A 21043-nucleotide genomic window follows, 5' to 3' on the forward strand; every position below is an offset into this window, starting at 1 on the left:
ATACACAAGGAATGAAAATTTATAGTTATATCTAAGGAGATATGTTACGTCATGAAAAAGACCAAGATTGTTGCAACACTTGGACCTGCAAGTTCTGATGTTGACACTATTGTTAGCTTGATTGAAAACGGTGCAAATGTTTTCCGTTTCAATTTCTCACATGGTGATCACGAAGAACACCTCGGCCGTATGAACGCGGTTCGCGAAGCTGAAAAGATCACAGGAAAGACTGTTGGTTTCTTACTTGATACTAAGGGTGCAGAAATCCGTACTACTAAGCAAGGTACTGAAACTGGTAAGATCGAATTTAACGCCGGTGACCAATTACGTATTGGTATGGATGCTACTGCTGAAAAGCTTGGTAGCAAAGAAAAGATTTTTGTTACTTACGAAAATCTTTTTGACGACGTTCAAATCGGTGGCCACGTACTTTTCGATGATGGTCGTATTGACATGCAAATCGATGCTAAGGACGATGCAACTCGTGAATTAGTTGTAACTGTTCAAAACCCAGGTCTTCTTGGTTCACGTAAGGGTGTTAACGCACCTGGTGTTTCAATTAACTTACCTGGTATCACTGAAAAAGATGCTGATGACATCCGTTTTGGTCTTGACCAAGGCATTAGCTTCATTGCGGCTTCATTCGTTCGTAAGCCTGAAGACGTGCTTGAAATCCGTGCGTTGTTGAAGGAAAAGAACAAGGAAGACGTTCAAATCTTCCCTAAGATTGAATCACAAGAAGGTATCGACAACTGGGCTGAAATCGAAAAGGTTTCTGATGGTTTAATGATTGCTCGTGGGGACATGGGTATCGAAATTCCACCTGAAAATGTTCCTTTGGTTCAAAAAGACTTGATTCGTTCAATGAATGCTGCTGGTAAGGCAGTTATCACTTCAACTGATATGTTGGACTCAATGCAAGAAAAACCACGTCCAACACGTGCTGAAGCTTCTGACGTTGCCAATGCCGTATTTGATGGTACTGACGCAACGATGCTTTCAGGTGAATCAGCTAACGGTAACTACCCTAAGGAAGCTGTTGCTATGATGGCTAACATCAACATGAAAGCTGAATCAGCATTGGCTAAAAACGGTCGCATGGTTGATAACTTGTTTGATGCAACTGATGTTACTGAATCAGTTGCTGCGGCCGTTGCATCTGCTGCGAAGAACTTGAACATCAAGACTATCGTTGCTGCAACTGCTTCAGGTTACACTGCGAAGATGATTTCTAAGCACCGTCCAAATGCTGACATCTTAGCAATTACTTTCAGTGAACGCGTGCAACGTGCCTTGACAATGTCATGGGGTGTAGAACCAGTGATTACTGAAGAACCTGCTAACACAGATGAAATGATTGCCTTGGCTAAGAAGGTTGCGGTTGAACGCGGTCTTGCTAAGAAGGGTGATAACATCATCGTGACTGCTGGTATTCCAGTTGCTACTACTGGTACTACTAACATCATGACTATCCAAACGATTGATTAATTAAATAAAGCAATGTTTGCTAATTTAGCGAACATTGAAAAAGCCGATTACATTTTGTAATCGGCTTTTTCTTTGCTATTTTTTTGCTTAGCTTGGCAAGTCGGGCAGACCCCAAAGACTTCGACGGCCGCATGATCAATTTGATAATCAGTATGCGCTTGGGCGTGGTCTAAGAGTGGATTAAAACTAAAGTCAAAGACATCTTCAATCCGCCCACAAACACTACAGATGACGTGATAATGGGGGTGTGCAAAGTAATCAAAGTGCTGCTTATCATCGTTACCAGCTAAATTGACGACGAGATGATGCTCAATAAATAAATCTAACGTATTATAGACGGTCGCTAAGCTAAGATTAGTATCCGTCGCTTTCAAGGCATTAAATATTTCTTCTGCTGTCGGATGAGTGCGTTGCGTAATTAAATAGTTTAAAATAAGCGAACGTTGACTGGTAATCCGAAGTCCTTTTTGGCGGAGAAAATCAAGAGCGTTTTCGAGTTCGTGAGTAGTCAATACGAGACCTTCTTTCATGTAAATAGACCTTGTACTTTTATAAAAAAGTGCTACTCTTTAATTAGAATAATTCTAAATAAGGAATATCCTAACTCTATTATAGCGTAAGAAGGGTAAAAAATGAATGTAAAAGAAGAACCAATGCAACAGGTAAAAAAGATTAGTTTAGCACAAAAAATTAATATTCTGCGGGCTAGTGTTATGGGAGCTAATGACGGGATTTTATCCGTGGCCGCCATTGTTATTGGGGTTGCTGGGGCACGAACAAGTAGTTTTGCAATTTTAATTTCGGGGTTAGCAGGGATGCTAGCTGGTACAGTTTCAATGGCGATGGGTGAATATGTATCGGTTAATTCGCAAAAAGACGCCCAAAAAGCGGCTATTCAAACTCAAGCAACCGCTTTAGAAGCTAATTATGATGCTGAATACCAGTTTGTGGAACAAAAATACATTGAACAAGGCATTTCCGTATCTTTAGCCCAAAAAGCGACGGCAGAAATGATGACTGGGGATGCGTTAGCAACGGTTGTTCGTGAACGTTATGGATTTGAAATTAATGATTTTACTAATCCGTATGCAGCAGCGCTAGCTTCGATGATTTCCTTTCCATTAGGATCAATTTTACCGTTAGTTGCGATTACCTTGTTGCCAAAAACATTTAATATTGGCGGGACATTTATTGCGGTGGCCATCGCCTTATTAATTACTGGTTACTTAGCCGCGCGCTTAGGGAATGCTGATCCTAAACGGGGGATGCTACGTAACTTTGTTAGTGGTGTTATAACGATGCTGGTAACGTTTTTAATGGGTTATTTTGTAGGATTATAATGGAGTGAAATTATGGCTAAAAAACAAAATATGGATGAACGTTTAAATGCAATTCGGGCCGGTGTTTTAGGTTCAAATGATGGAATTTTAACAGTTGTTGGAGTGTTGTTTAGTGTTGCTGCGGCCACTCCTAATCGGTTTACAATTTTACTAGCCGGATTTGCTGACTTAGTGGCATGTGCTTTTTCAATGGCTGGGGGTGAATATGCTTCAGTTAGCTCACAAAGTGACACTGAAAAAGCGGCAGTGGCTTTAGAAGCACATAACCTAAAGCATGATTATCAAAGTCAATTAGCCGTGGTAGCTGACCACTATGTTAGTCGCGGTGTTAGTCAGACAACCGCAAATGCTATTGCGGAAGAATTATTAATGAAACAACCGTTAGCAACCGTTGTGAGTGTTAAATATAATATTGATTTGGGTCACTATATGAATCCGATTGAAGCGGCAGTGGCTTCGCTTGTGTCCGCCGCTTTAGCTGGCTTACTACCATTAATTGCCATGCTCTTTTTACCACCCGATTTGCGTTTTTGGGGGACTATTGTAGTTACCGCTTTAACAGCAGGAATTATCGGTTATTTAAGTGCAAAGATTGGACAGGGACTTGTACGACGTGCGATTATTAGGAATATAATCATAAGTATTATAACAATTGCTATTCATTATGGAATTGGCTTGCTTTTCTAAAAGTTATGCATAATTTTTGTTTTGATTTAGTAATATATTTTACAATAATGCTGATTATTCGGTATAATTATTGTTGTCGTAGAAATTTACGATGCAGAATATCTGAAAGAGATCGTAGTCTGTCTGCAATTGGAGTTATGCAACGAATGTTCTCGAAGCGCATTAGATTGCAAAGTAATTTACTTTGTTCGACACGTACTAGGAATTTCCTTTCAAAGAAGGAGGAGTTCATGACGAAAGAAGAAACACAAAACAAGTTTGCACTTGATGGCGATGCAGCGAGTTTGGAGGAAGTCAACGGATCCGTTGAAGTACCAAAAAATGCTGGTTTTTGGCGCACGCTGTTTGCATTTAGTGGACCAGGTGCCTTAGTTGCCGTGGGATATATGGATCCAGGTAACTGGATTACCTCAATTGTTGGGGGAGCACAGTATCGTTATCTACTCTTATCTGTTGTTATTATTTCCGGAATTATCGCGATGATTATGCAATACATGGCTGCTAAATTAGGGATTGTAACGCGGATGGATTTAGCCCAGGCAATTCGGCATCGAACTAACAAGCCAATCGGGTTTGTTTTATGGATTATGACGGAATTGGCGATTATGGCAACTGATATTGCGGAAGTCATTGGGGGTGCAATCGCCCTTAACTTGCTTTTTGGCTTACCATTAGTTGTTGGGGTGATGTTAACAGTATTAGACGTGTTCTTGCTATTATTATTAACAAAATTAGGATTCCGTAAAATTGAAACAATTGTTATTACATTAATTTTATCAATTCTTGGGATTTTCCTTTACTTGGTGATTCTTTCAAAACCAAGCATTGCCGGTATCGCGGGTGGTATTTTACCCCGTCCCGAAATTTTCCACCATGATCAATTATTATTAGCATTGGGTATTATTGGGGCAACTGTGATGCCTCACAATTTGTATCTCCACTCATCAATTGCTCAAACGCGGGCAATTAATCATGAAGACCCAGCTGAAGTACGAAATGCGTTGCGTTTTACTACGTGGGATTCAAACATTCAATTAATTGGGGCAACCTTTATTAATGCATTGTTACTTATTTTAGGAGCAGCGTTGTTCTTTGGTCATGGTGATCAATTGCAAGCGTTTGGGGATTTGTATCGCGCCTTGAGTGATAATAATATTGCTAAGGGAATTGCCTCGCCAGTCCTTTCAACCTTGTTTGCGATTGCTTTGTTGGCATCAGGTCAAAATGCAACCATTACAGGAACTTTGACAGGACAAATCGTTATGGAAGGTTTCATTCATTTGAAAATTCCAATGTGGGCTCGGCGGTTAATTACCCGGGTAATTGCCGTTGTACCAGTTATCATCGCAGCAATTGTCTGGGGTGGTACAGAAGGTGCGATGGATAATTTACTTGTCTATTCACAAGTCTTCTTATCAATTGCTTTGCCATTTACAATGATTCCATTGATTTGGTTTACTGGTTCAAAGAAAGTAATGGGTGAGTATGCTAATCCACTCTGGATTTCAATTATCGCTTGGATATCAGCAATTGGATTGACAATTTTGAATTTCCAATTAGTTATTAATATTGTCCAACAGTTAATTCGACTCTTTTAGGAAAGAAGGCCATGATAAATGGGTGAAAATTTCTCATTACCAAAGCATAAAAATATTTTAGTGGGGGTTGATGATTCAGCGGACGCACAATTTGCATTTTTAAATGCGGTTAGCCACGCCCTCGAAGATGATTCACTATTACACATTGTAACGGTGTTAGAAACAGACACGCTAAATGTCTTTGAAGCTTTAGATAAAGAAAAATTAAAAGCCAAGCGTGCAAAAATTGAACAACGCTTGCATGAATATCAGCAACAAGCACTTGAAGCAGGTGTCAAAGAAGTTCATTTAGTATTTGCTGAAGGTGAACCTGGAGAAACGATTGTTAAAGATGTTATCCCAAATGTGCAACCGGATTTGGTAGTCGTTGGGGCTGCGGCAACTAAAAAAGGACTCGGAAAATACATGGGTAGTCAAGCTGGATATGTGGCAAAATACTCACCAGTATCAGTCTTAGTCGTTCGCTAAAAATAATTTACATATTAAGTGCTTTAACTAGTTAAGCCAATGTAATAAAGTTTTATAATACTAAAAAGGCTGAAAGGAAAAATTCCCTCAGCCTTTTTAGTATACATTTTGTAAATATGGTAAGTCGTTTTGAATATATAATTAAATTAGCACACTGATAAAATTTTAAATCAATTATTTTCGGCGATTGAATAGGCTTTTTTTGTGTTAGCAAAGTGTAATTTAGCGTATTGTCTCAAATCTATACCTTGATGAAGTAGTTTAGCAGCTATTTTATCAACGTTCTTACCCGCACCAACGGGTAACTCACAATGGGCTTGAGCACTGAGTTCTTGCAAGGATTTAAGTTCAACGTAACGCGCAATGATTGAGGCTGCCGCAACGGCAACATGTAGTTGCTCGGCCTTTGTTGCAAAGTAGACATTCTCTTTGACCACATAATTTAATTTACTTAAATAACGCCAATAAGTGTTAGCAGGTGTGAATTGATCGATTAAAATTGCATCAGGCATGTGTGGTGCTATTTTAGCTAAAACAGCACTTAAAGCTCGATTATGACCATGTGCTTTAATTTCATTGGCATTCAAAGTTTGGTTGTATTGATTGTAAGTTGTCGGCATAATGTTAACAATGTGGTACGGCAACATGTTGATTAATTTTTCAGCCAGACTAGCAATATTGGCATCAGTTAGGGTTTTTGAATCAGCAATACCTAGGCTTTGTAAGGTGGTAATTTGGTCTGGTGCAACATATACGGCAACCACAGTTAACGGGCCAAAATATGAACCAGTCCCAACTTCATCAGAGCCAAGCACTCCTAGTTGTGCAAGGTTATCAGGTAAGTTAGAGGGCACCGGATTAGTTTTAGCACGCTTAAGACTAGTTTGTTGCATACTATTAGTAGTTAATGCGTTTGATGCCCATTTTTGCGATTCAGCGAGTTCATTTTGACCTTGAAACATGACTTTACCAGATTTATAACCAGTGACCATCACACCAGATCCCTTATAGCGAAAAATCGCTCCAACTGGTACGGTAGTATTAGATGGATAATGCTGAGCGAAAGTTCTTAACTGATTAGTTGTAGTTTGAATAACAATCGACACGATATAAGCTCACTTTCTTTTTGAGGTAACAACTCCAATTATACATAACAAATCAAGTTAAAATCAGATTTTATCATGATTATGTTTGGTTCAAGTGTCTTTTTTTTTGTATAATTAAAGTTAGGTGTGCAGTAGATGATAAATTTACTACCAAGATAATAAAGGACGGTTTGAAGATGGCAGATGAAAAGCGTAGATATCGGGCCCGCTTAGGGGATCGAGATTTTACGATTGTCGGCAATAGTAGCATAGAGCATATGGCCGCAGTAACAAAAAAATTAAATGATGAACTAGACCAAATTCAAAAACTGGCACCAAAATTATCGCGACAAGATCAAGCGTTGTTACTAGCGTTTAATTCGATTTCTGATCAATTGAAGATTCAAAACGAATTAGAAGAATTAACCGCTCCGGATAATATAGATTTGATTGATGGAGAATAGTCAATGGTATTAGGAATTATTTTTGGCCTAGCTCTAGTATTGGCCTTTATGCAAGGTTATCGATATGGGTTAGTAAATACAATTGCGCGAGTAATTGGTTACGTTATTCTTGGTATAGTTTCATTATTATTTGCCCACCCATTAGGGTTGGTGATAACTAAATTCTTAGGTGACGCATTCGTAGCCTTTCGACCAGGAGCACCTAATCAGCTAGTTAATCAAGGTAGCCAATTTTTAGGTGCTGGTTTAGGATTTATGATTATTTATTTAATTGGGGGTATTTTTGTTCACTCAATTTTACGGAGTTTACGGTTTATTAAAAAGATTCCGATTATAAATACTATTAACGCGATACTAGGTGGTGTTGTCAATCTAGTTTTAACGTACATCATTAGTTTTTTTGCGTTACAACTATTATCAGTAATGAATATTGCATGGGTGCAACAACAATTTGTTGACGCTCCATTTTTAAATTCGATTTTAGATCAAACACCGATTTTATCAAATGCCATTTATCAATGGTGGTTAAATGGTAATTTCCGTCTTTGATTAAATGAAAGGGTTAGATTGTGAATAAACGAGTATTAGAGACATTAGAATATGAAAAGATTAAAGCCCAATTGGCGAGATATTTAACATCTGAAGCAGGACAATATGAATTATCTAAATTACAACCAACTAATAATCCTGAGTTAATGCGCAAATGGTTGGCTGATACGCATGATGCAGTTTTAATTTATCGGATAGCCGGTGGAATTATTTTACCTAAGTTAATGAATATAACTCCACATATGAAGCGCTTGGAAATGGATGCAAATTTAAGTGGAACCGAGTTAGCTCAAGTTAGTCGAGTTTTACAAACATCTGGTAGTATGGTGCATTTCTTTGATGAGTTGCGTGAGGATAAGCATCTAGAGTTGCTCCGATTATATGATTTGGCGTCTAAAATTATCACTTTACCAGAAGTAACAAAGCGCTTAAATACAGCCATTGAACTTGATGGGCGAATTACTGATGAAGCATCGTTTGAATTAAAACAAATTCGCCATAAAATTACCACTACTGAACAAGCAATTCGGCAAAAAATGCAAGAATATACTCGTGGTAAATCAGCTGATTATTTAACTGATGCTTTAATTACAATGCGTAATGAACGATATGTTTTACCAGTAAAGGCTGAATATCGTAATAAATTTGGCGGTGTGGTCCATGATCAGTCTCAAACCGGCCAAACGTTATATATTGAACCACAAGCAGTTGTTGATATGAACAACCGTCTTCGACAAGCTCAAGTAGCAGAATTACATGAAGAGCAACGTATTTTAACAGAATTATCAGACATGATTCGGCCAATGGCGAGTGATATTTTAAACAATGCTGTAATTTTGGGGCATTTTGATTTCGTAAATGCAAAAGCAATGCATGCATATGCTATGAAAGCAACTGAGCCAATTGTCAGTGAAGATAATTATATTAACTTACGCCAAGCCAGCCACCCATTAATTGATCAAAATAAGGTTGTAGCCAATGACATCGTGCTTGGGCAAGATTACCAAGCAATTATTATTACTGGACCAAATACCGGTGGTAAGACAATCACGATTAAAACATTAGCAACGCTACAGGCAATGGCCCAATCAGGACTTTACATTACAGCTGACGAATTCTCGACAGTGGGAATTTTTGATGAAATATATGCGGATATTGGTGATGAGCAATCAATTGAACAATCATTATCAACGTTTAGCTCGCACATGGTTAACATTATTGATATCTTGAAGCATGCTAATGAAAAATCATTAGTTATTGTGGATGAACTTGGAGCAGGGACGGATCCGCAAGAAGGGGCATCTTTAGCGATTGCAATCCTAGATGCTTTAGGTCAAAAAGGAAGTTATGTGGTTGCAACGACCCACTATCCTGAATTGAAAGCGTACGGATTTAATCGTACGCAAACAATCAATGCCTCAATGGAATTTGATGTTGAGTCATTAAAGCCAACGTATCGCTTTATGCTTGGGGTGCCAGGACGTTCTAACGCTTTAGAAATTTCAAAACGTCTAGGACTTGATCAAAATATCATTGAAGAAGCGCGATCATTAACGAGTCAAGATTCACAAGACTTAAATGAAATGATTGCCGATTTGGTTGCTAAACGCCAAGAAGTGATTACTAAAGTGGCAGAACTTGATGAAAAATTAGCTCAAGCTAATGAACGAGCTGCAACTTTAGAAACGCAACAAGATAAGTTTGAACGGGCAAAAGATCGTGAATTAATCGATGCCAAAAAAGAAGCTAATCATATTGTAGCAGACACTAAGAAACGGGCTGACAAGATTATTAGCGATTTACGTAAAATGCAACTTAATGCCGGTCAAAACGTGAAAGAAAATGAATTGATTGCCCAAAAAGGAGCGATTAATTCATTACACCAAGATGTCGATCTTAAGAAAAATAAAGTGTTGGCACGTGAAAAACGGAAACATGAATTTAAAGAAGGCGATGATGTCTTAGTTAAATCATATGGCCAACAAGGGGTCTTATTGAAAAAACATGGGGCAGATGCTTGGCAAGTGCAAATGGGAATTTTGAAGATGGTTGTTGAAACTGAAGATCTTGAAAAACAAAATTTACCTAAAGAAGCTAAGCCAAAAGCAGCACCTAAGCAACGTGCAACAGTTAAAGGTGGTGTGCGCCAACGAATTAGTGCTTCACTTGATTTGCGCGGTAAACGCTATGATGCTGCGATGGGTGAAGTTGATCGCTATATTGATAGTGCCGTTTTGAGTAATTTAGGGACTATTGAAATTATTCACGGTAAGGGAACCGGAGCACTTCGTAAAGGGGTTCAAGAATTATTACGTTCACATCCACGAGTTAAGACATTTAACTACGCCAATGCCAATGCTGGTGGGGATGGAGCTACGATTGTCACGTTGAAATAATTAATAGTAAATAAAAACGAAACATGGCAGAAGTCGGCTGCTACCAAGAAACATGCTAAATAATCCCTTGAAGAAATATCCTTCGAGGGGTTATTTAGTGTTATCGAGTATAGTAGCTTTCCGGTAAGCACGCTAACAACGAAGTACTACTAAAAATGAGCTATATCACGATACTGTTTTCACTTGCGATAGGGTATGAGTAATTTTTGGAGTTCTTGTTGGGCAGCAGTATCACCAGAAATTGAAAATTGATCTTCAGGTGCTACGGAATTATCACTGGTATATGAACCATCATCGTTAAATTCACCTAAACCAGTTGAAAGACCGACTTGATCACCGTTTTTTTGTAATTCATAGACCGTCCCGTTGTCGCCAAGTAAATATTTTGAAATGGGTTTATCAGGGCGCGCGACAGCACTATAACCGGCTGCAAATGGTCCTTTAAGATCCTTTTGAATTCCCAAATTACCATCTAATGGAGTATAAAACGTCACTCCACCAATGGCATGGATTTTGAAATGACTAGGTCCGGGCTTATCTTGGTTTTGAACTTGAACGAGTCCATCAGGAGTGGCTACGAAAAAGTCACCGAAACCAGCAGTCCCATGATCCATATAATAATCAGTGACAGCCATACCACCAATTCGAGCACGTTGACCGGCCCAAGCTAAAAATTGCGCTGTAATTTGTTCTTGTTGGGCTTCAGATAAGGCAACGCTTTGGTGACTAATGGTTGGCGTATTTGAGTTATTAGCTACTACCTGATGATTAGTTTGTGATGAACTCGTCGTGCTTGAAGGAGAATTTGCTTGTTGGGAACTATTTCTTGCCGTTGTGACTGAAGAACTATGCGTATGAATGGGTTTGCTTTTTGAACTACTTGCTGAGTTACTAGTGGTGCTACTTTGATTATTTGCTGAATTTGCAGTGCCGCAACTTGCTAATAAAAATAATGAGCCGGTGACGACTGCCGTAAGTGGTAAAAATTTGTGCATGATGCCCCCTTGCGTGTACTAATATTTGATACCTTGCATTATACGCTGGTCACCTTTTTATTTAAAATGATACGCTGTTGCAAGGATAACATGTGCCTAATAGCACAAAATTAGGTATGATATTAGTAAGAACACATAAAGGAGGTTAGTTAATGAAAAAATGGTTATTAATATTATGTAGCATGCTTGTCAGTTTGTTTATGTTTCATTTGAAAACCGCATATGCCGATGATAATTATCAAATTACACATTTTAATGAACATATTAACGTTAACTCAGATGGTAGTGCTAATTTAAATTATCAATTAACATATAAATTTGATGATGCGATGCATGGCTTTTTAATTAAACAGGGGTTAGAAAAAGGCCTACAACTTAAAGGCCCAGTAGTAGCTAAAGTTAATAACCAAGATATTGGAAAATATATTGGTGGTAATCAAGGTTTAGAAATCATAAATGGGGATACATCACAAACCTTTAAAGTCCATTATCCAATTAAAGCTGGGCAAACATATCAATTAAATGTGCAATATCAATTGGCAAATTTTGCTCAACGGTATACTGATATTGGTGAAATTAATAATTTTGTGATTGGTGAAAATTGGGCGGTTGATTTAAATAATGTTGCTATTACGGTGCAATTACCACGTGGGCAACAAAAGTTATTTGGCACCTATACGCATACAAATAGTGCTGGTAAATTTGTTGGCAATGCACAAACGGGGCTTTATAAATTAACAGCGGCCCAAATTAATGCAGGAGAAGCTGTTGAGTTACACAGTTATTTTGATCAACAAACGCTCGCACAAGCACCACAAAATAAGCGTGCTCAGTTAACTCATTTTAAGGCTGTTGAAGCTAAAATTATGGCTAATAATAAGCGTGCTCAACGAGTCGCCTTTTTTATTCAATGGGTGGCGGGAATTTTTGTGGTGTTAGGAATTATCTGTGCAATTTATGCACGGCAATACTGGGTTAAACGTCGCAATCGTGCTTTAGGTAGTTATGTTCCATTACACAACTATGAATTGCCCAGTCAGCTAGCACCAGCGATTGTTGCTAATCAATTGTATGATAGTGGTGTGGATGTTAATGGGGCATTTAATGCTACCATGATGGACCTAACGGCTCGACATTATCTTTCAGTTGGCCAAAAAGTTGCTATGGGGAAGTTTATTAATTCTCGTAAAGCCACTAATAATTTAGAATTTACATTGTTAAAGCTTGATAATCATTTACTACCGTTTGAATTATTAGTCATAAAAATTTTGTTTAGTGAAGATTATGCCAATCAAATTGGGGCAAAGGTTGCGGTCAAAGACTTTAAACATGCACATAGTTCGGTCGTTAAACGTTACGGTAAGTTTTTAAATGAATTAAGTGTCACAATGCGTAAAGATGCACAGCTTAATAAAATTGTGGATACCCAGGCTAATGTTTTTTATCAGAGTATGAAAGGTTTTGCAGCGGTTTTAACAACAATTGGCGCTGTACTTTATGTTGGTTTGCTATTATTTAGTGCCAATATGACCGTAAATTTGGCTACTATTATTAGTGGGGGGATTTTTGTAATAATTGCGATTGGGCTAATTATTTTTGCAGCCCGGCGCACACTGATTTACCAAGCACCTCATTGGCGAACTGCCCAAGATTGGTTTGATTTTGGTTCAATGCTCAAAAACGTCGGTGAATTTGATATTAAGCAAGTTCCTGATGTGACCTTATGGGATCGCTACATGGGGTATGCGGTGGTGTTAGGTGCCGGAGCAGAAGTGATGCATGCGTTGGCGAAATATGTGCCAGCTGATACGACGAATGATAACTTAGTACCAATGTATTTAGCATTTAATGCCATTAATACCAATAATGCTTATGTCGGTTCAGCCCTTGCAAGTAGTGGATCAAGTAGCAGTGGTGGTTTAGGTGGTGGGATGTCATCTGGTGGCGGTGGTGCTAGTAGCGGTGGTGGTGCTTTCTAGATGCTTGCTAATCACAATATTTTGGTCTAAACTAAAAGTATAATTAAAAAATGAGGTGGCATAATGAGTGTCTTAGCACAATTAACAGAAGATATGAAAACAGCAATGAAAGCAAAGGATAAAGAAACTTTATCAACTGTCCGGATGCTTAAATCTGCAATTCAAAATGAACAAATCAATGCTGGTCATGATTTGAATGATGAAGAGGAATTAACTATTATTGCTCGCGAAATGAAGCAACGTCGTGATTCAATGGCTGAATTTAAAGCTGCTGGTCGTGAAGATTTAGTAGCACAACTTGAAGCTGAAATTGCCGTTGTCACTAAATACATGCCTGCTCAAATGTCAGAAGCTGAAATTAAACAAATTGTAGCTGATACAATTGCTGAGGTTGGCGCAACTTCAAAAGCTGATTTTGGTAAAGTAATGGGTGCTTTGATGCCTAAAGTTAAGGGTAAGGCTGATGGTAAAATCGTTAATGAAACTGTTAAAGCATTACTTGGTTAATATTTAATAGATTTATGACACTAGCTAAATAACTAACAAAAGGCTTGAAGTTTTTCTTCAGGCCTTTTGTTGATTTCATAAAATATAAAATTATGATATATGATTTTGTTTTTTTGGGTACGGTGTTTGCTAGAAATTTAGGACTAATTAAAGTACAATAAACTTTGTATTAATAATTAAACACCTTAAAGGGGGCAAGTATTTGGCAACAGGACAGATTCGACAATTATTAGCAGGATATTATGATGTCGCAACTAGTGATGGGACGATTTATCGGACACGTGCGCGTGGAAATTTCCGTAAACGTGGTATTACACCTTTAGTTGGTGATTATGTTGATTTTCAAAGTGACAATCAAGAAGAAGGTTATATCCTTGAAGTTCATCCCCGTAAAAATAGTCTCGTACGGCCACCAGTTGCAAACATTGATCGTGCAATTGTTGTGACAGCTGCTGCTGAACCGGATTTCTCAGATAATTTACTTGATCGCCAATTAGTAGCGGTTGAAGAAATGAATATCGAACCAGTGATTTATTTTACCAAAACTGATTTATTGTCAGCTGAACAATTGGATCATTTACATACAGTCGCTGCTGGCTATCGTAAAATCGGGTATCAAACGTTAGTACCTAATGATGCTTTTGCACCAGAGGCATTAACCGAATTAAGTGCTGAATTTACGAATCACCTAGCAGTTTTTATGGGTCAAACCGGGGCTGGTAAAAGTACGTTATTAAATCATATTCTACCAGATTTGAATTTGGCAACGGGTGAAATTTCGCAAGCACTTAGTCGTGGCCGGCATACAACTCGGATGGTCGGCTTACACGAAATAAATGGTGGTTTGGTCGCAGATACACCAGGTTTTTCATCTTATGAAGTCTTTAAAATGCCAGCCAATGAATTAAGTCATTTTTTCCCTGAATTTTTAGCTGCTAGTGTGGAGTGCCGTTTTCGAGGATGCGTGCATATTAATGAACCAGGCTGTGCGGTTAAAACAGGTTTGGAACATGGCGATTTCATGCAGTCACGGTATACTAATTATCGCGCCTTTTATGATTTAATTGTTAACCAAAAACCAGATTATCGCAAAAATAAAAAATAAATAGGAGTCATTATTATGTCAATCAAAGTAGCACCTTCAATTCTTTCTGCCGATTATGTTAATTTACAACGTGATGTTGAAATTGTTGAGCAAGCAGGAGCAGAATACGTTCATATTGATGTAATGGATGGAATGTTTGTGCCATCTATTTCATATGGTTCAGCTTGGGTAAAAGCACTAAAACCAGTAACTAACATGGTTTTAGATGTCCACTTAATGGTTGTTAATCCAGAACGGTATATTAATGAATTTGCAGATGCAGGTTCAGATATTATCGGAGTTCATTATGAAGCGACTCCACATATTCATCGTGCTTTGCAAATGATTAAAGCTAAAGGGGTAAAAGCTGAAGTAGTTATTAATCCGGGGACAGCAGTTGAATTGATTAAGCCAGTTTTACACATGGTTGACCAAGTATTGATTATGACAGTCAATCCCGGCTTTGGTGGCCAAAAGTTTCTACCAGAATCAATCGCTAAAATTAAGCAATTAGCTACAATTAAAGCTGAAATGGGTCTTGATTTTGATATTGAAATTGATGGTGGTGTCAATGGAGATACTGTTAAAGCTGCCTATGAAGCAGGTGCTACTGTAGCGGTTGCAGGTTCATATGTTTATGACAAAGTTGATCCCGCTGCTAAAATTGCCGCAATGAAAGATTTAACAAAATAATGCGTTATAAATTCAAAGGGGTTATGGTAAGAAAAAAATTTACCACAATCCTTTTTTATTAACATAAAACCTGGAGGAAATAGGTATATGCAGCGCTTAAATATCTTGGTAGGTGGTCCAACTGAGCTGTGGCCACAAGAATTAATTGATAAGCAAATTCCAGGTGATTGGTTAGGTGTTGATCGTGGAGCAATTCGTTTGTTAGAGCATGGAATAACACCATTAATTGCAATTGGAGATTTCGATTCAATAAATAATGATGAAAAAAATCTAATTAATCAGCAATTACGTGATATTCGGATTGCTCGACCAGAAAAAGATGATACAGATACCCAGTTAGCTTTAACCATCGCTATGGACGAATTTGATGCTCAAGAAATATATATTTATGGGGCAACTGGTGGTCGAATTGATCATTTTTTAGCTAATGTTTGGACAGTTACAGAATCACGATTTAGAAATATTGTCGAACGTGTGCATATGATTGATAATGGTAATTCATTACGTTTTTATTTACCTGGTGAACACGCTATTGTACGTGAAGCTGGGAAGAAATATCTAGCATTTATGAATTTGACGCCAGTTACTAATTTAACCCTAATTGATGAACTATATCCGTTAACAAATTGGAGTTCAGTAGCACCTAAAGCATGGACCTCTAATGAATTTACGGCTGATGTAAATCACTTTAAGTTCGAAAGTGGCATTATGCTGGTGATACAGTGTCGAGATATACAAAAAATATTTTAATATAAATTTTTTATTTAATATCTAAATTTATCGCCTTTAAGCGGACAATAGCAATATAATTTTTAAAATTTAGCTGTAAAGTTATTTTACTTTACACTTTTTTATTGCAATGTTGCTCGAGGTCTGATAATATTATCCAGTAATGAAATTTAACAAGTTAGATTTCTAGAATCGATAGAATAGACAAGGAGGGTTATACTCATGGCAGTTGATGCAATTACTGGTAAGCGTACTCGCTTCGGTAACAAACGTTCACACGCCCTTAACTCAAGCACACGTAGTTGGAAGCCAAACTTACAAAAGGTTACTGTTCGTATTAACGGAGCAGCTCCTAAGAAGGTTTACCTTTCAGCACGTACTTTGAAGGCTGGTTTGAAGAACGGTTCAATCGAACGTGTTTAATAATTTTTTAGCAAATGGCCACCATCTTGGTGGCTTTTTTGTTGTTTAAAAATAAATAGATAGATATTTTCTAACTGCAAGTTAGTCGATTTTTCAAGAATGTGGTAAAATTTAATAGATATACAATAATAGAAAAATTACATGCTGAGCGGTTAATATTAAATAACTAATATCAACACGGGCTAACTGAGGAGGAATTCAGATGGCGGTAAAAATTAAGTCACAACACGGAACAATTGATATTAATAATGATGTCATTGCTACGGTTGTTGGAGGTTCAGCAACTGAACAGTACGGTGTTGTTGGGATGGCTTCAAAAAAAGCCTTACGTGATGGGTTTAACCAAATTTTGAAGCGTGCTGATTATACACGTGGAGTGGTAGTGCGCCAAGAAACAAATGGCATCTCAGTTGATGTTTATATTGTTGTTGGCTATGGTACCAAAATCTCAGAAGTATCAAAGAGTGTACAAGCTAAGGTTAAATATAACTTAAATGCAATGCTTGGAATTGACGCAAATGAAGTGAATGTAATTGTACAAGGAGTGCGAGTATTAGCTGATTAATATTCGTTTACCCTCTAGGAGGATAATAGGTTGGAAGTTGTAACAAAGATTACGAATATCGAATTCGGGTCAATGGTTAATGCTGCCGCACAAAAGTTAACCGAGAACGCCGAAAAAATTAATAAATTGAACGTTTTCCCTGTGCCAGATGGTGATACCGGAACAAATATGTCACTTTCTATGAATAGTGGTGCCCAATATGAACGTGATGCAGTTGATACAACTGTTGGTGCATTAGCACAGGCAACTGCTAAAGGTTTACTCATGGGAGCTCGTGGTAATTCAGGAGTTATTTTGTCGCAAATTTTTCGTGGCTTTGCCAAGTCAGTTGATGGTAAAGAAACACTAACAGCTCGTGATTTAGCTGATGCGCTTATGTCTGGAGCTGAGACTGCTTATAAAGCAGTTATGAAGCCAACTGAAGGAACAATTTTAACAGTTATTCGTGAAGCTGCTAGTGCTGCAAATCATGCAGCTAAAAATTCAGATGACGCTGTAGTTGTCATGGGACAAACAGTCGATGCATCGGAAAGAGCATTAGCATCAACTCCTGATTTATTGCCAGTTCTTAAGGAAGTAGGAGTCGTTGACTCTGGTGGCCAAGGATTAGCATTTGTTTTGCAAGCTTTTTATGAGGCTTTATCAGGTGAGATCACAGCTAGCGATATTCATATCCCAGATAATGCTGAATTAGAAGAAATGGTTAAAGGATTGCATGCAGGCGCCCAAGCTAAACTTGATCCAGCAGATATTGAATATGGTTACTGTACTGAAGTAATGGTCCAAATTGGTAAGGGAACAACGTTTGATCATAATTTTGACTATGATGAATTTTATGCACACTTAGCTGATTTGGGTGATTCATTACTAGTTATTAATGATGATGAAATTGTTAAAATCCACGTCCATACTGAAGACCCTGGGGCTGTTATATCATGGGGAACCCATTATGGCTCATTAGTAAAAGTTAAAGTAGACAATATGCGTGATCAACAACAAGCAGTTATTGATGCACAACATACTGAAGATACTAAAGAAATTAAAAATGCTCCTGAAACGGCGATTTTAGCTGTTTCGGCTGGTGAAGGGCTATCTGATTTGTATTTAGCATCTGGAGCAACTGGTATTATTGATGGTGGTCAAACTAATAATCCATCAACTGCTGATATTTTAGCAGCTATTAAAGCTAGTGGAGCTAAACAAGCAATTATACTACCTAACAATGGTAATATCTTTATGGCTGCTGAACAAGCAGTAGAAGTAGCTGAAATTCCAGTTCAAGTGGTACACACTAAAACGTTACAACAAGGACTAACAGCATTGTTAGCTTATAATCCATTAAATGATTTAGATGCTAACGTTACTGCTATGGAAGAAAATAAACTAACCGTTAAATCTGGTCAAGTAACAACCGCTGTACGTGAAACGACAATTGATGGTCTTGAAATCCATGAAGGTGACTTCATTGGTATTATTGATGGTAAGTTAAAAATTTCAGCTGCTGATCTACAAGCAGCAAGTATTCAAATGGTCCAAAAGATGCTCGATGAAGATTCAGAAATTATTACGATTCTTTATGGTGACAATGCAACTAAAGCTGATGCCGAAACATTTGCAGAAGCAATTGCTGAACTTGATGAAGATTTAGAAGTTGAAATTCATCAAGGTGGTCAACCAGTATACCCATTTTTAGTGGCAGTTGAATAAGCTTAATAGTTTATATAAATATTATTAAAAATAGTGTTGTGACATAAGTCAGACGCTACTAAAAAATATGACAATAGGTCCCTTGAAGGTTTTCTTCAAGGGACCTATTGTCATATTTTGAATGTGTTAGGCTTTAAGCTGAGAAGTTCAATATTCAAACGCATGTTCGTTTGTTATAATATAAATACACATAAACAGGAGGGAAATTGATGAGTGAGTCAGCTAAAAAACCCGAATCTCTTGAAGATAGTATTACGGTTTTAAGTGGAGTTGGTGAAAAAAGAGCACAAGCATTAAATGCTTTGGGCATCTTTACGATTGCCGACTTATTGGAATATTTTCCTTTTCGTTACGACGATTTAGCAGCAAAAATGCCCACGGCAACCCAAGACGGGGAAAAAGTAACTTTCAAAGGTATAGTTTCTTCAGAACCAATTATGATTAGGATGGGATATAAAAAGTCACGCTTAACTTTTAATATTCTGATTGGCCAAGAAAATATTAAAGTTAGTTTTTTTAATCAACCATGGCTAAAAGAACAAATTAAACTTGAAAATGAAATTGCAGTCTATGGAACATATGATGCTATCCATCAAAGTTTAGCTGCTATGAAACTTATTCAACAAACTACAGATAGTTTGGCAGGAATTTATCCGGCCTCAAAGGCGGTGCAAGCTAAAACAATTCAAGGATTAATTGAACAAGCTTATGGAAAATATCATCAACTAATTGAAGATTTAATACCGATACCATTACAAGAAAAATATCGTTTACTTAATCGGCAAACGATGATTCGTGATATGCATTTTCCTAATGATATGACAGCTGCACATGCTGCTCGTCGGAGTGCGGCGTTTGAAGAATTTTTCCTATTTCAAATGAATTTACAACTTGTTAAGATGGCTGATACAAAGAATCATGGGCGTAGTATTGAATTTGATAATCAGCAAGTGCAAGCGTTTATTAAAACCTTACCATTTGAATTGACCGCCGCACAAAAAAAGGTGGTTAATGAAATTGCTTTTGATATGAAACGCCCCTTACATATGAATCGCTTATTACAAGGAGATGTTGGTTCGGGTAAGACCGTGGTTGCAGCAATTGAAGCGTATGCAGCTGCCACTGCAGGGATGCAAACGGCCATCATGGCGCCAACCGAAATTTTAGCACAACAACACGCCAAAAGTTTTGGCAAGTTTTTTGCGGCAATACCCGATATTCGCGTGGAATTAATAACTGGTGCGACAAAGGCAGCTGCTCGACGCCAAGTGCTAGCAGATTTAGTTAATGGTGAGATTGATATGATTATTGGTACCCATGCATTGATTCAAGATGGGATTGAGTTTCATAATCTTGGTTTGGCTATTATTGATGAACAACACCGTTTTGGGGTTAAACAACGAGCAGTCTTACGTGAAAAGGGGATGAACCCGGATATTTTAGCCATGACGGCGACGCCCATTCCTCGGACTTTGGCGATTACGGCATATGGTGAAATGGATGTGTCAATTATTGATCAATTGCCTGCGGGACGAAAACCGATTGAAACTAGATGGTTAAAAACGGATGCGTATGACCAAGCAATTGATTTTATGCGCCAACAAATTAAAGCTGGGGCACAAGCCTATATTGTCACACCACTGATTGAAGAATCCGAAGCCCTTGATGTCCAAAATGCCACGGCAATTTATGAAGAATTAGCCGACTTTTTGGCGCCGGATATTAAAGTTGGTCTATTACATGGGCGGATGAAAAATGATGAAAAAGATGCTGTGATGCAAAAGTTTAAGGCCAATGAATTTCAAGTCTTAGTCGCCACAACTGTGATTGAAGTTGGTGTTGATGTCCCTAATGCGACGGTTATGTTAATTTTGGATGCTGATCGATTTGGGCTGGCTCAACTCCACCAATTACGTGGGCGGGTTGGTCGAGGGGATAAGCAATCATACACGCTATTGCTTGCAGATCCTAAGACTCAGTATGGTAAAGACCGGATGGATATCATGACCAAAACGACCAATGGTTTTGTCTTAGCACAAAAAGATTTGGAGTTACGCGGACAAGGTGATATTCTAGGACAAAAGCAATCAGGAATGCCTGATTTTAAAGTGGGTGATCCAGTGGCTGACTTAAAGATGTTAGAAATTGCACAGCAAGAAGCAATTACAATTATCACTCAACCTAACTGGGATAGTGTTCAAATGAACGCAGCTTTGGTACAATATTTATCAAACAGAATGGCACGCTATCGTAATTTAGATTAGTGCTAAGTTAAATGGAGAAGAG

Annotated in this window: 20 protein-coding genes; 17 read left to right on the plus strand and 3 right to left on the minus strand. The window is 37.9% G+C overall.

The window, feature by feature from the left end:
• Nucleotides 1-51 precede the first annotated feature (51 nt).
• Entirely contained in the window at nucleotides 52-1488 is a 1437-nt protein-coding gene (gene pyk, locus HF964_RS07630) for a pyruvate kinase (RefSeq protein WP_168722454.1), read from the plus strand.
• 47 nt (nucleotides 1489-1535) lie between these two features.
• Here the strand turns inward: pyk and HF964_RS07635 are convergent, their stop codons facing one another.
• Nucleotides 1536-2018 (minus strand): Fur family transcriptional regulator, encoded by a 483-nt coding sequence (locus HF964_RS07635; protein ID WP_168722455.1) that lies wholly within the window; start codon nucleotides 2016-2018, stop codon nucleotides 1536-1538.
• Between the two features lie 102 nt (nucleotides 2019-2120).
• Between HF964_RS07635 and HF964_RS07640 the strand changes: the two genes are divergently transcribed.
• From HF964_RS07640 to HF964_RS07655, 4 genes are all read left to right on the plus strand, one after another.
• Nucleotides 2121-2828, plus strand: a complete 708-nt coding sequence (locus HF964_RS07640) for a VIT1/CCC1 transporter family protein (RefSeq protein ID WP_246220267.1) — start codon at nucleotides 2121-2123, stop codon at nucleotides 2826-2828.
• Nucleotides 2829-2840: 12 nt separating this feature from the next.
• Nucleotides 2841-3515 carry a VIT1/CCC1 transporter family protein gene (locus HF964_RS07645; protein WP_168722456.1) on the plus strand — a complete coding sequence of 225 codons (675 nt, stop codon included), beginning with the start codon at nucleotides 2841-2843 and terminating at the stop codon, nucleotides 3513-3515.
• A 230-nt stretch (nucleotides 3516-3745) separates the two neighbouring features.
• On the plus strand, nucleotides 3746-5113 hold the full coding sequence (locus HF964_RS07650) for an Nramp family divalent metal transporter (protein ID WP_168722457.1): 1368 nt from the start codon (nucleotides 3746-3748) through the stop codon (nucleotides 5111-5113).
• Nucleotides 5114-5131: 18 nt separating this feature from the next.
• Complete coding sequence (locus HF964_RS07655) at nucleotides 5132-5581, plus strand: universal stress protein (protein WP_168722458.1); 450 nt, start codon at nucleotides 5132-5134, stop codon at nucleotides 5579-5581.
• Between the two features lie 170 nt (nucleotides 5582-5751).
• Here HF964_RS07655 and rnhC read toward each other — a convergent pair whose 3' ends face one another.
• Complete coding sequence (gene rnhC / locus HF964_RS07660; protein WP_168722459.1) at nucleotides 5752-6687, minus strand: ribonuclease HIII; 936 nt, start codon at nucleotides 6685-6687, stop codon at nucleotides 5752-5754.
• 176 nt (nucleotides 6688-6863) lie between these two features.
• On the opposite strand from rnhC, the gene zapA reads away from it, so the two are divergent.
• From zapA to HF964_RS07675, 3 genes are read left to right on the plus strand one after another with little or no spacing between them, the layout of a single operon-like run.
• On the plus strand, nucleotides 6864-7130 hold the full coding sequence (gene zapA, locus HF964_RS07665; RefSeq protein ID WP_168722460.1) for a cell division protein ZapA: 267 nt from the start codon (nucleotides 6864-6866) through the stop codon (nucleotides 7128-7130).
• A gap of 3 nt (nucleotides 7131-7133) precedes the next feature.
• Nucleotides 7134-7679: a CvpA family protein gene (locus HF964_RS07670; protein WP_168722461.1), complete on the plus strand. Its 546-nt coding sequence runs from the start codon at nucleotides 7134-7136 to the stop codon at nucleotides 7677-7679.
• 20 nt (nucleotides 7680-7699) lie between these two features.
• Nucleotides 7700-10075 carry an endonuclease MutS2 gene (locus HF964_RS07675; RefSeq protein WP_168722462.1) on the plus strand — a complete coding sequence of 792 codons (2376 nt, stop codon included), beginning with the start codon at nucleotides 7700-7702 and terminating at the stop codon, nucleotides 10073-10075.
• A gap of 179 nt (nucleotides 10076-10254) precedes the next feature.
• Here the strand turns inward: HF964_RS07675 and HF964_RS07680 are convergent, their stop codons facing one another.
• Nucleotides 10255-11070, minus strand: coding sequence for a hypothetical protein (locus HF964_RS07680; RefSeq protein WP_168722463.1), 816 nt, complete (start codon nucleotides 11068-11070; stop codon nucleotides 10255-10257).
• A 152-nt stretch (nucleotides 11071-11222) separates the two neighbouring features.
• Here HF964_RS07680 and HF964_RS07685 point away from each other — a divergent pair, with 152 nt between their 5' ends.
• The 9 genes from HF964_RS07685 to recG all read left to right on the plus strand — a co-directional run bounded on the left by HF964_RS07685 (nucleotide 11223) and on the right by recG (nucleotide 21021).
• Nucleotides 11223-13049 (plus strand): DUF2207 domain-containing protein, encoded by a 1827-nt coding sequence (locus tag HF964_RS07685; RefSeq protein WP_168722464.1) that lies wholly within the window; start codon nucleotides 11223-11225, stop codon nucleotides 13047-13049.
• 63 nt (nucleotides 13050-13112) lie between these two features.
• The gene (locus tag HF964_RS07690; protein ID WP_168722465.1) at nucleotides 13113-13556 is read left to right on the plus strand and encodes a GatB/YqeY domain-containing protein; all 444 of its coding nucleotides are present in this window, start codon (nucleotides 13113-13115) and stop codon (nucleotides 13554-13556) included.
• Nucleotides 13557-13758: 202 nt separating this feature from the next.
• Complete coding sequence (gene rsgA, locus HF964_RS07695; protein WP_168722466.1) at nucleotides 13759-14661, plus strand: ribosome small subunit-dependent GTPase A; 903 nt, start codon at nucleotides 13759-13761, stop codon at nucleotides 14659-14661.
• A 15-nt stretch (nucleotides 14662-14676) separates the two neighbouring features.
• Nucleotides 14677-15333, plus strand: coding sequence for a ribulose-phosphate 3-epimerase (gene rpe / locus HF964_RS07700; RefSeq protein ID WP_168722467.1), 657 nt, complete (start codon nucleotides 14677-14679; stop codon nucleotides 15331-15333).
• 87 nt (nucleotides 15334-15420) lie between these two features.
• Nucleotides 15421-16083 carry a thiamine diphosphokinase gene (locus tag HF964_RS07705; RefSeq protein ID WP_168722468.1) on the plus strand — a complete coding sequence of 221 codons (663 nt, stop codon included), beginning with the start codon at nucleotides 15421-15423 and terminating at the stop codon, nucleotides 16081-16083.
• 201 nt (nucleotides 16084-16284) lie between these two features.
• Nucleotides 16285-16485: a 50S ribosomal protein L28 gene (gene rpmB / locus HF964_RS07710; protein ID WP_168722469.1), complete on the plus strand. Its 201-nt coding sequence runs from the start codon at nucleotides 16285-16287 to the stop codon at nucleotides 16483-16485.
• 202 nt (nucleotides 16486-16687) lie between these two features.
• A complete protein-coding gene (locus HF964_RS07715; RefSeq protein ID WP_168722470.1) occupies nucleotides 16688-17050 on the plus strand; it encodes an Asp23/Gls24 family envelope stress response protein in 363 nt (120 codons plus the stop codon).
• 30 nt (nucleotides 17051-17080) lie between these two features.
• A complete protein-coding gene (locus HF964_RS07720; protein WP_168722471.1) occupies nucleotides 17081-18757 on the plus strand; it encodes a DAK2 domain-containing protein in 1677 nt (558 codons plus the stop codon).
• A gap of 209 nt (nucleotides 18758-18966) precedes the next feature.
• Nucleotides 18967-21021, plus strand: a complete 2055-nt coding sequence (gene recG, locus HF964_RS07725; RefSeq protein ID WP_168722472.1) for an ATP-dependent DNA helicase RecG — start codon at nucleotides 18967-18969, stop codon at nucleotides 21019-21021.
• The last annotated feature ends 22 nt before the right edge of the window (nucleotides 21022-21043 follow it).

The sequence above is a fragment of the Periweissella fabalis genome, assembly GCF_012396505.1.
Lineage (GTDB): Bacteria > Bacillota > Bacilli > Lactobacillales > Lactobacillaceae > Periweissella > Periweissella fabalis.

Bases quoted from the DNA above. Each gene is read 5' to 3' on its own strand.
- pyk (WP_168722454.1), top strand. From the start codon at position 52: ATGAAAAAGACCAAGATTGTTGCAACACTTGGACCTGCAAGTTCTGAT.
- HF964_RS07635 (WP_168722455.1), bottom strand. From the start codon at position 2,018: ATGAAAGAAGGTCTCGTATTGACTACTCACGAACTCGAAAACGCTCTT.
- HF964_RS07640 (WP_246220267.1), top strand. From the start codon at position 2,121: ATGAATGTAAAAGAAGAACCAATGCAACAGGTAAAAAAGATTAGTTTA.
- HF964_RS07645 (WP_168722456.1), top strand. From the start codon at position 2,841: ATGGCTAAAAAACAAAATATGGATGAACGTTTAAATGCAATTCGGGCC.
- HF964_RS07650 (WP_168722457.1), top strand. From the start codon at position 3,746: ATGACGAAAGAAGAAACACAAAACAAGTTTGCACTTGATGGCGATGCA.
- HF964_RS07655 (WP_168722458.1), top strand. From the start codon at position 5,132: ATGGGTGAAAATTTCTCATTACCAAAGCATAAAAATATTTTAGTGGGG.
- zapA (WP_168722460.1), top strand. From the start codon at position 6,864: ATGGCAGATGAAAAGCGTAGATATCGGGCCCGCTTAGGGGATCGAGAT.
- HF964_RS07670 (WP_168722461.1), top strand. From the start codon at position 7,134: ATGGTATTAGGAATTATTTTTGGCCTAGCTCTAGTATTGGCCTTTATG.
- HF964_RS07680 (WP_168722463.1), bottom strand. From the start codon at position 11,070: ATGCACAAATTTTTACCACTTACGGCAGTCGTCACCGGCTCATTATTT.
- HF964_RS07685 (WP_168722464.1), top strand. From the start codon at position 11,223: ATGAAAAAATGGTTATTAATATTATGTAGCATGCTTGTCAGTTTGTTT.
- HF964_RS07690 (WP_168722465.1), top strand. From the start codon at position 13,113: ATGAGTGTCTTAGCACAATTAACAGAAGATATGAAAACAGCAATGAAA.
- rpe (WP_168722467.1), top strand. From the start codon at position 14,677: ATGTCAATCAAAGTAGCACCTTCAATTCTTTCTGCCGATTATGTTAAT.
- HF964_RS07705 (WP_168722468.1), top strand. From the start codon at position 15,421: ATGCAGCGCTTAAATATCTTGGTAGGTGGTCCAACTGAGCTGTGGCCA.
- rpmB (WP_168722469.1), top strand. From the start codon at position 16,285: ATGGCAGTTGATGCAATTACTGGTAAGCGTACTCGCTTCGGTAACAAA.
- HF964_RS07715 (WP_168722470.1), top strand. From the start codon at position 16,688: ATGGCGGTAAAAATTAAGTCACAACACGGAACAATTGATATTAATAAT.
- recG (WP_168722472.1), top strand. From the start codon at position 18,967: ATGAGTGAGTCAGCTAAAAAACCCGAATCTCTTGAAGATAGTATTACG.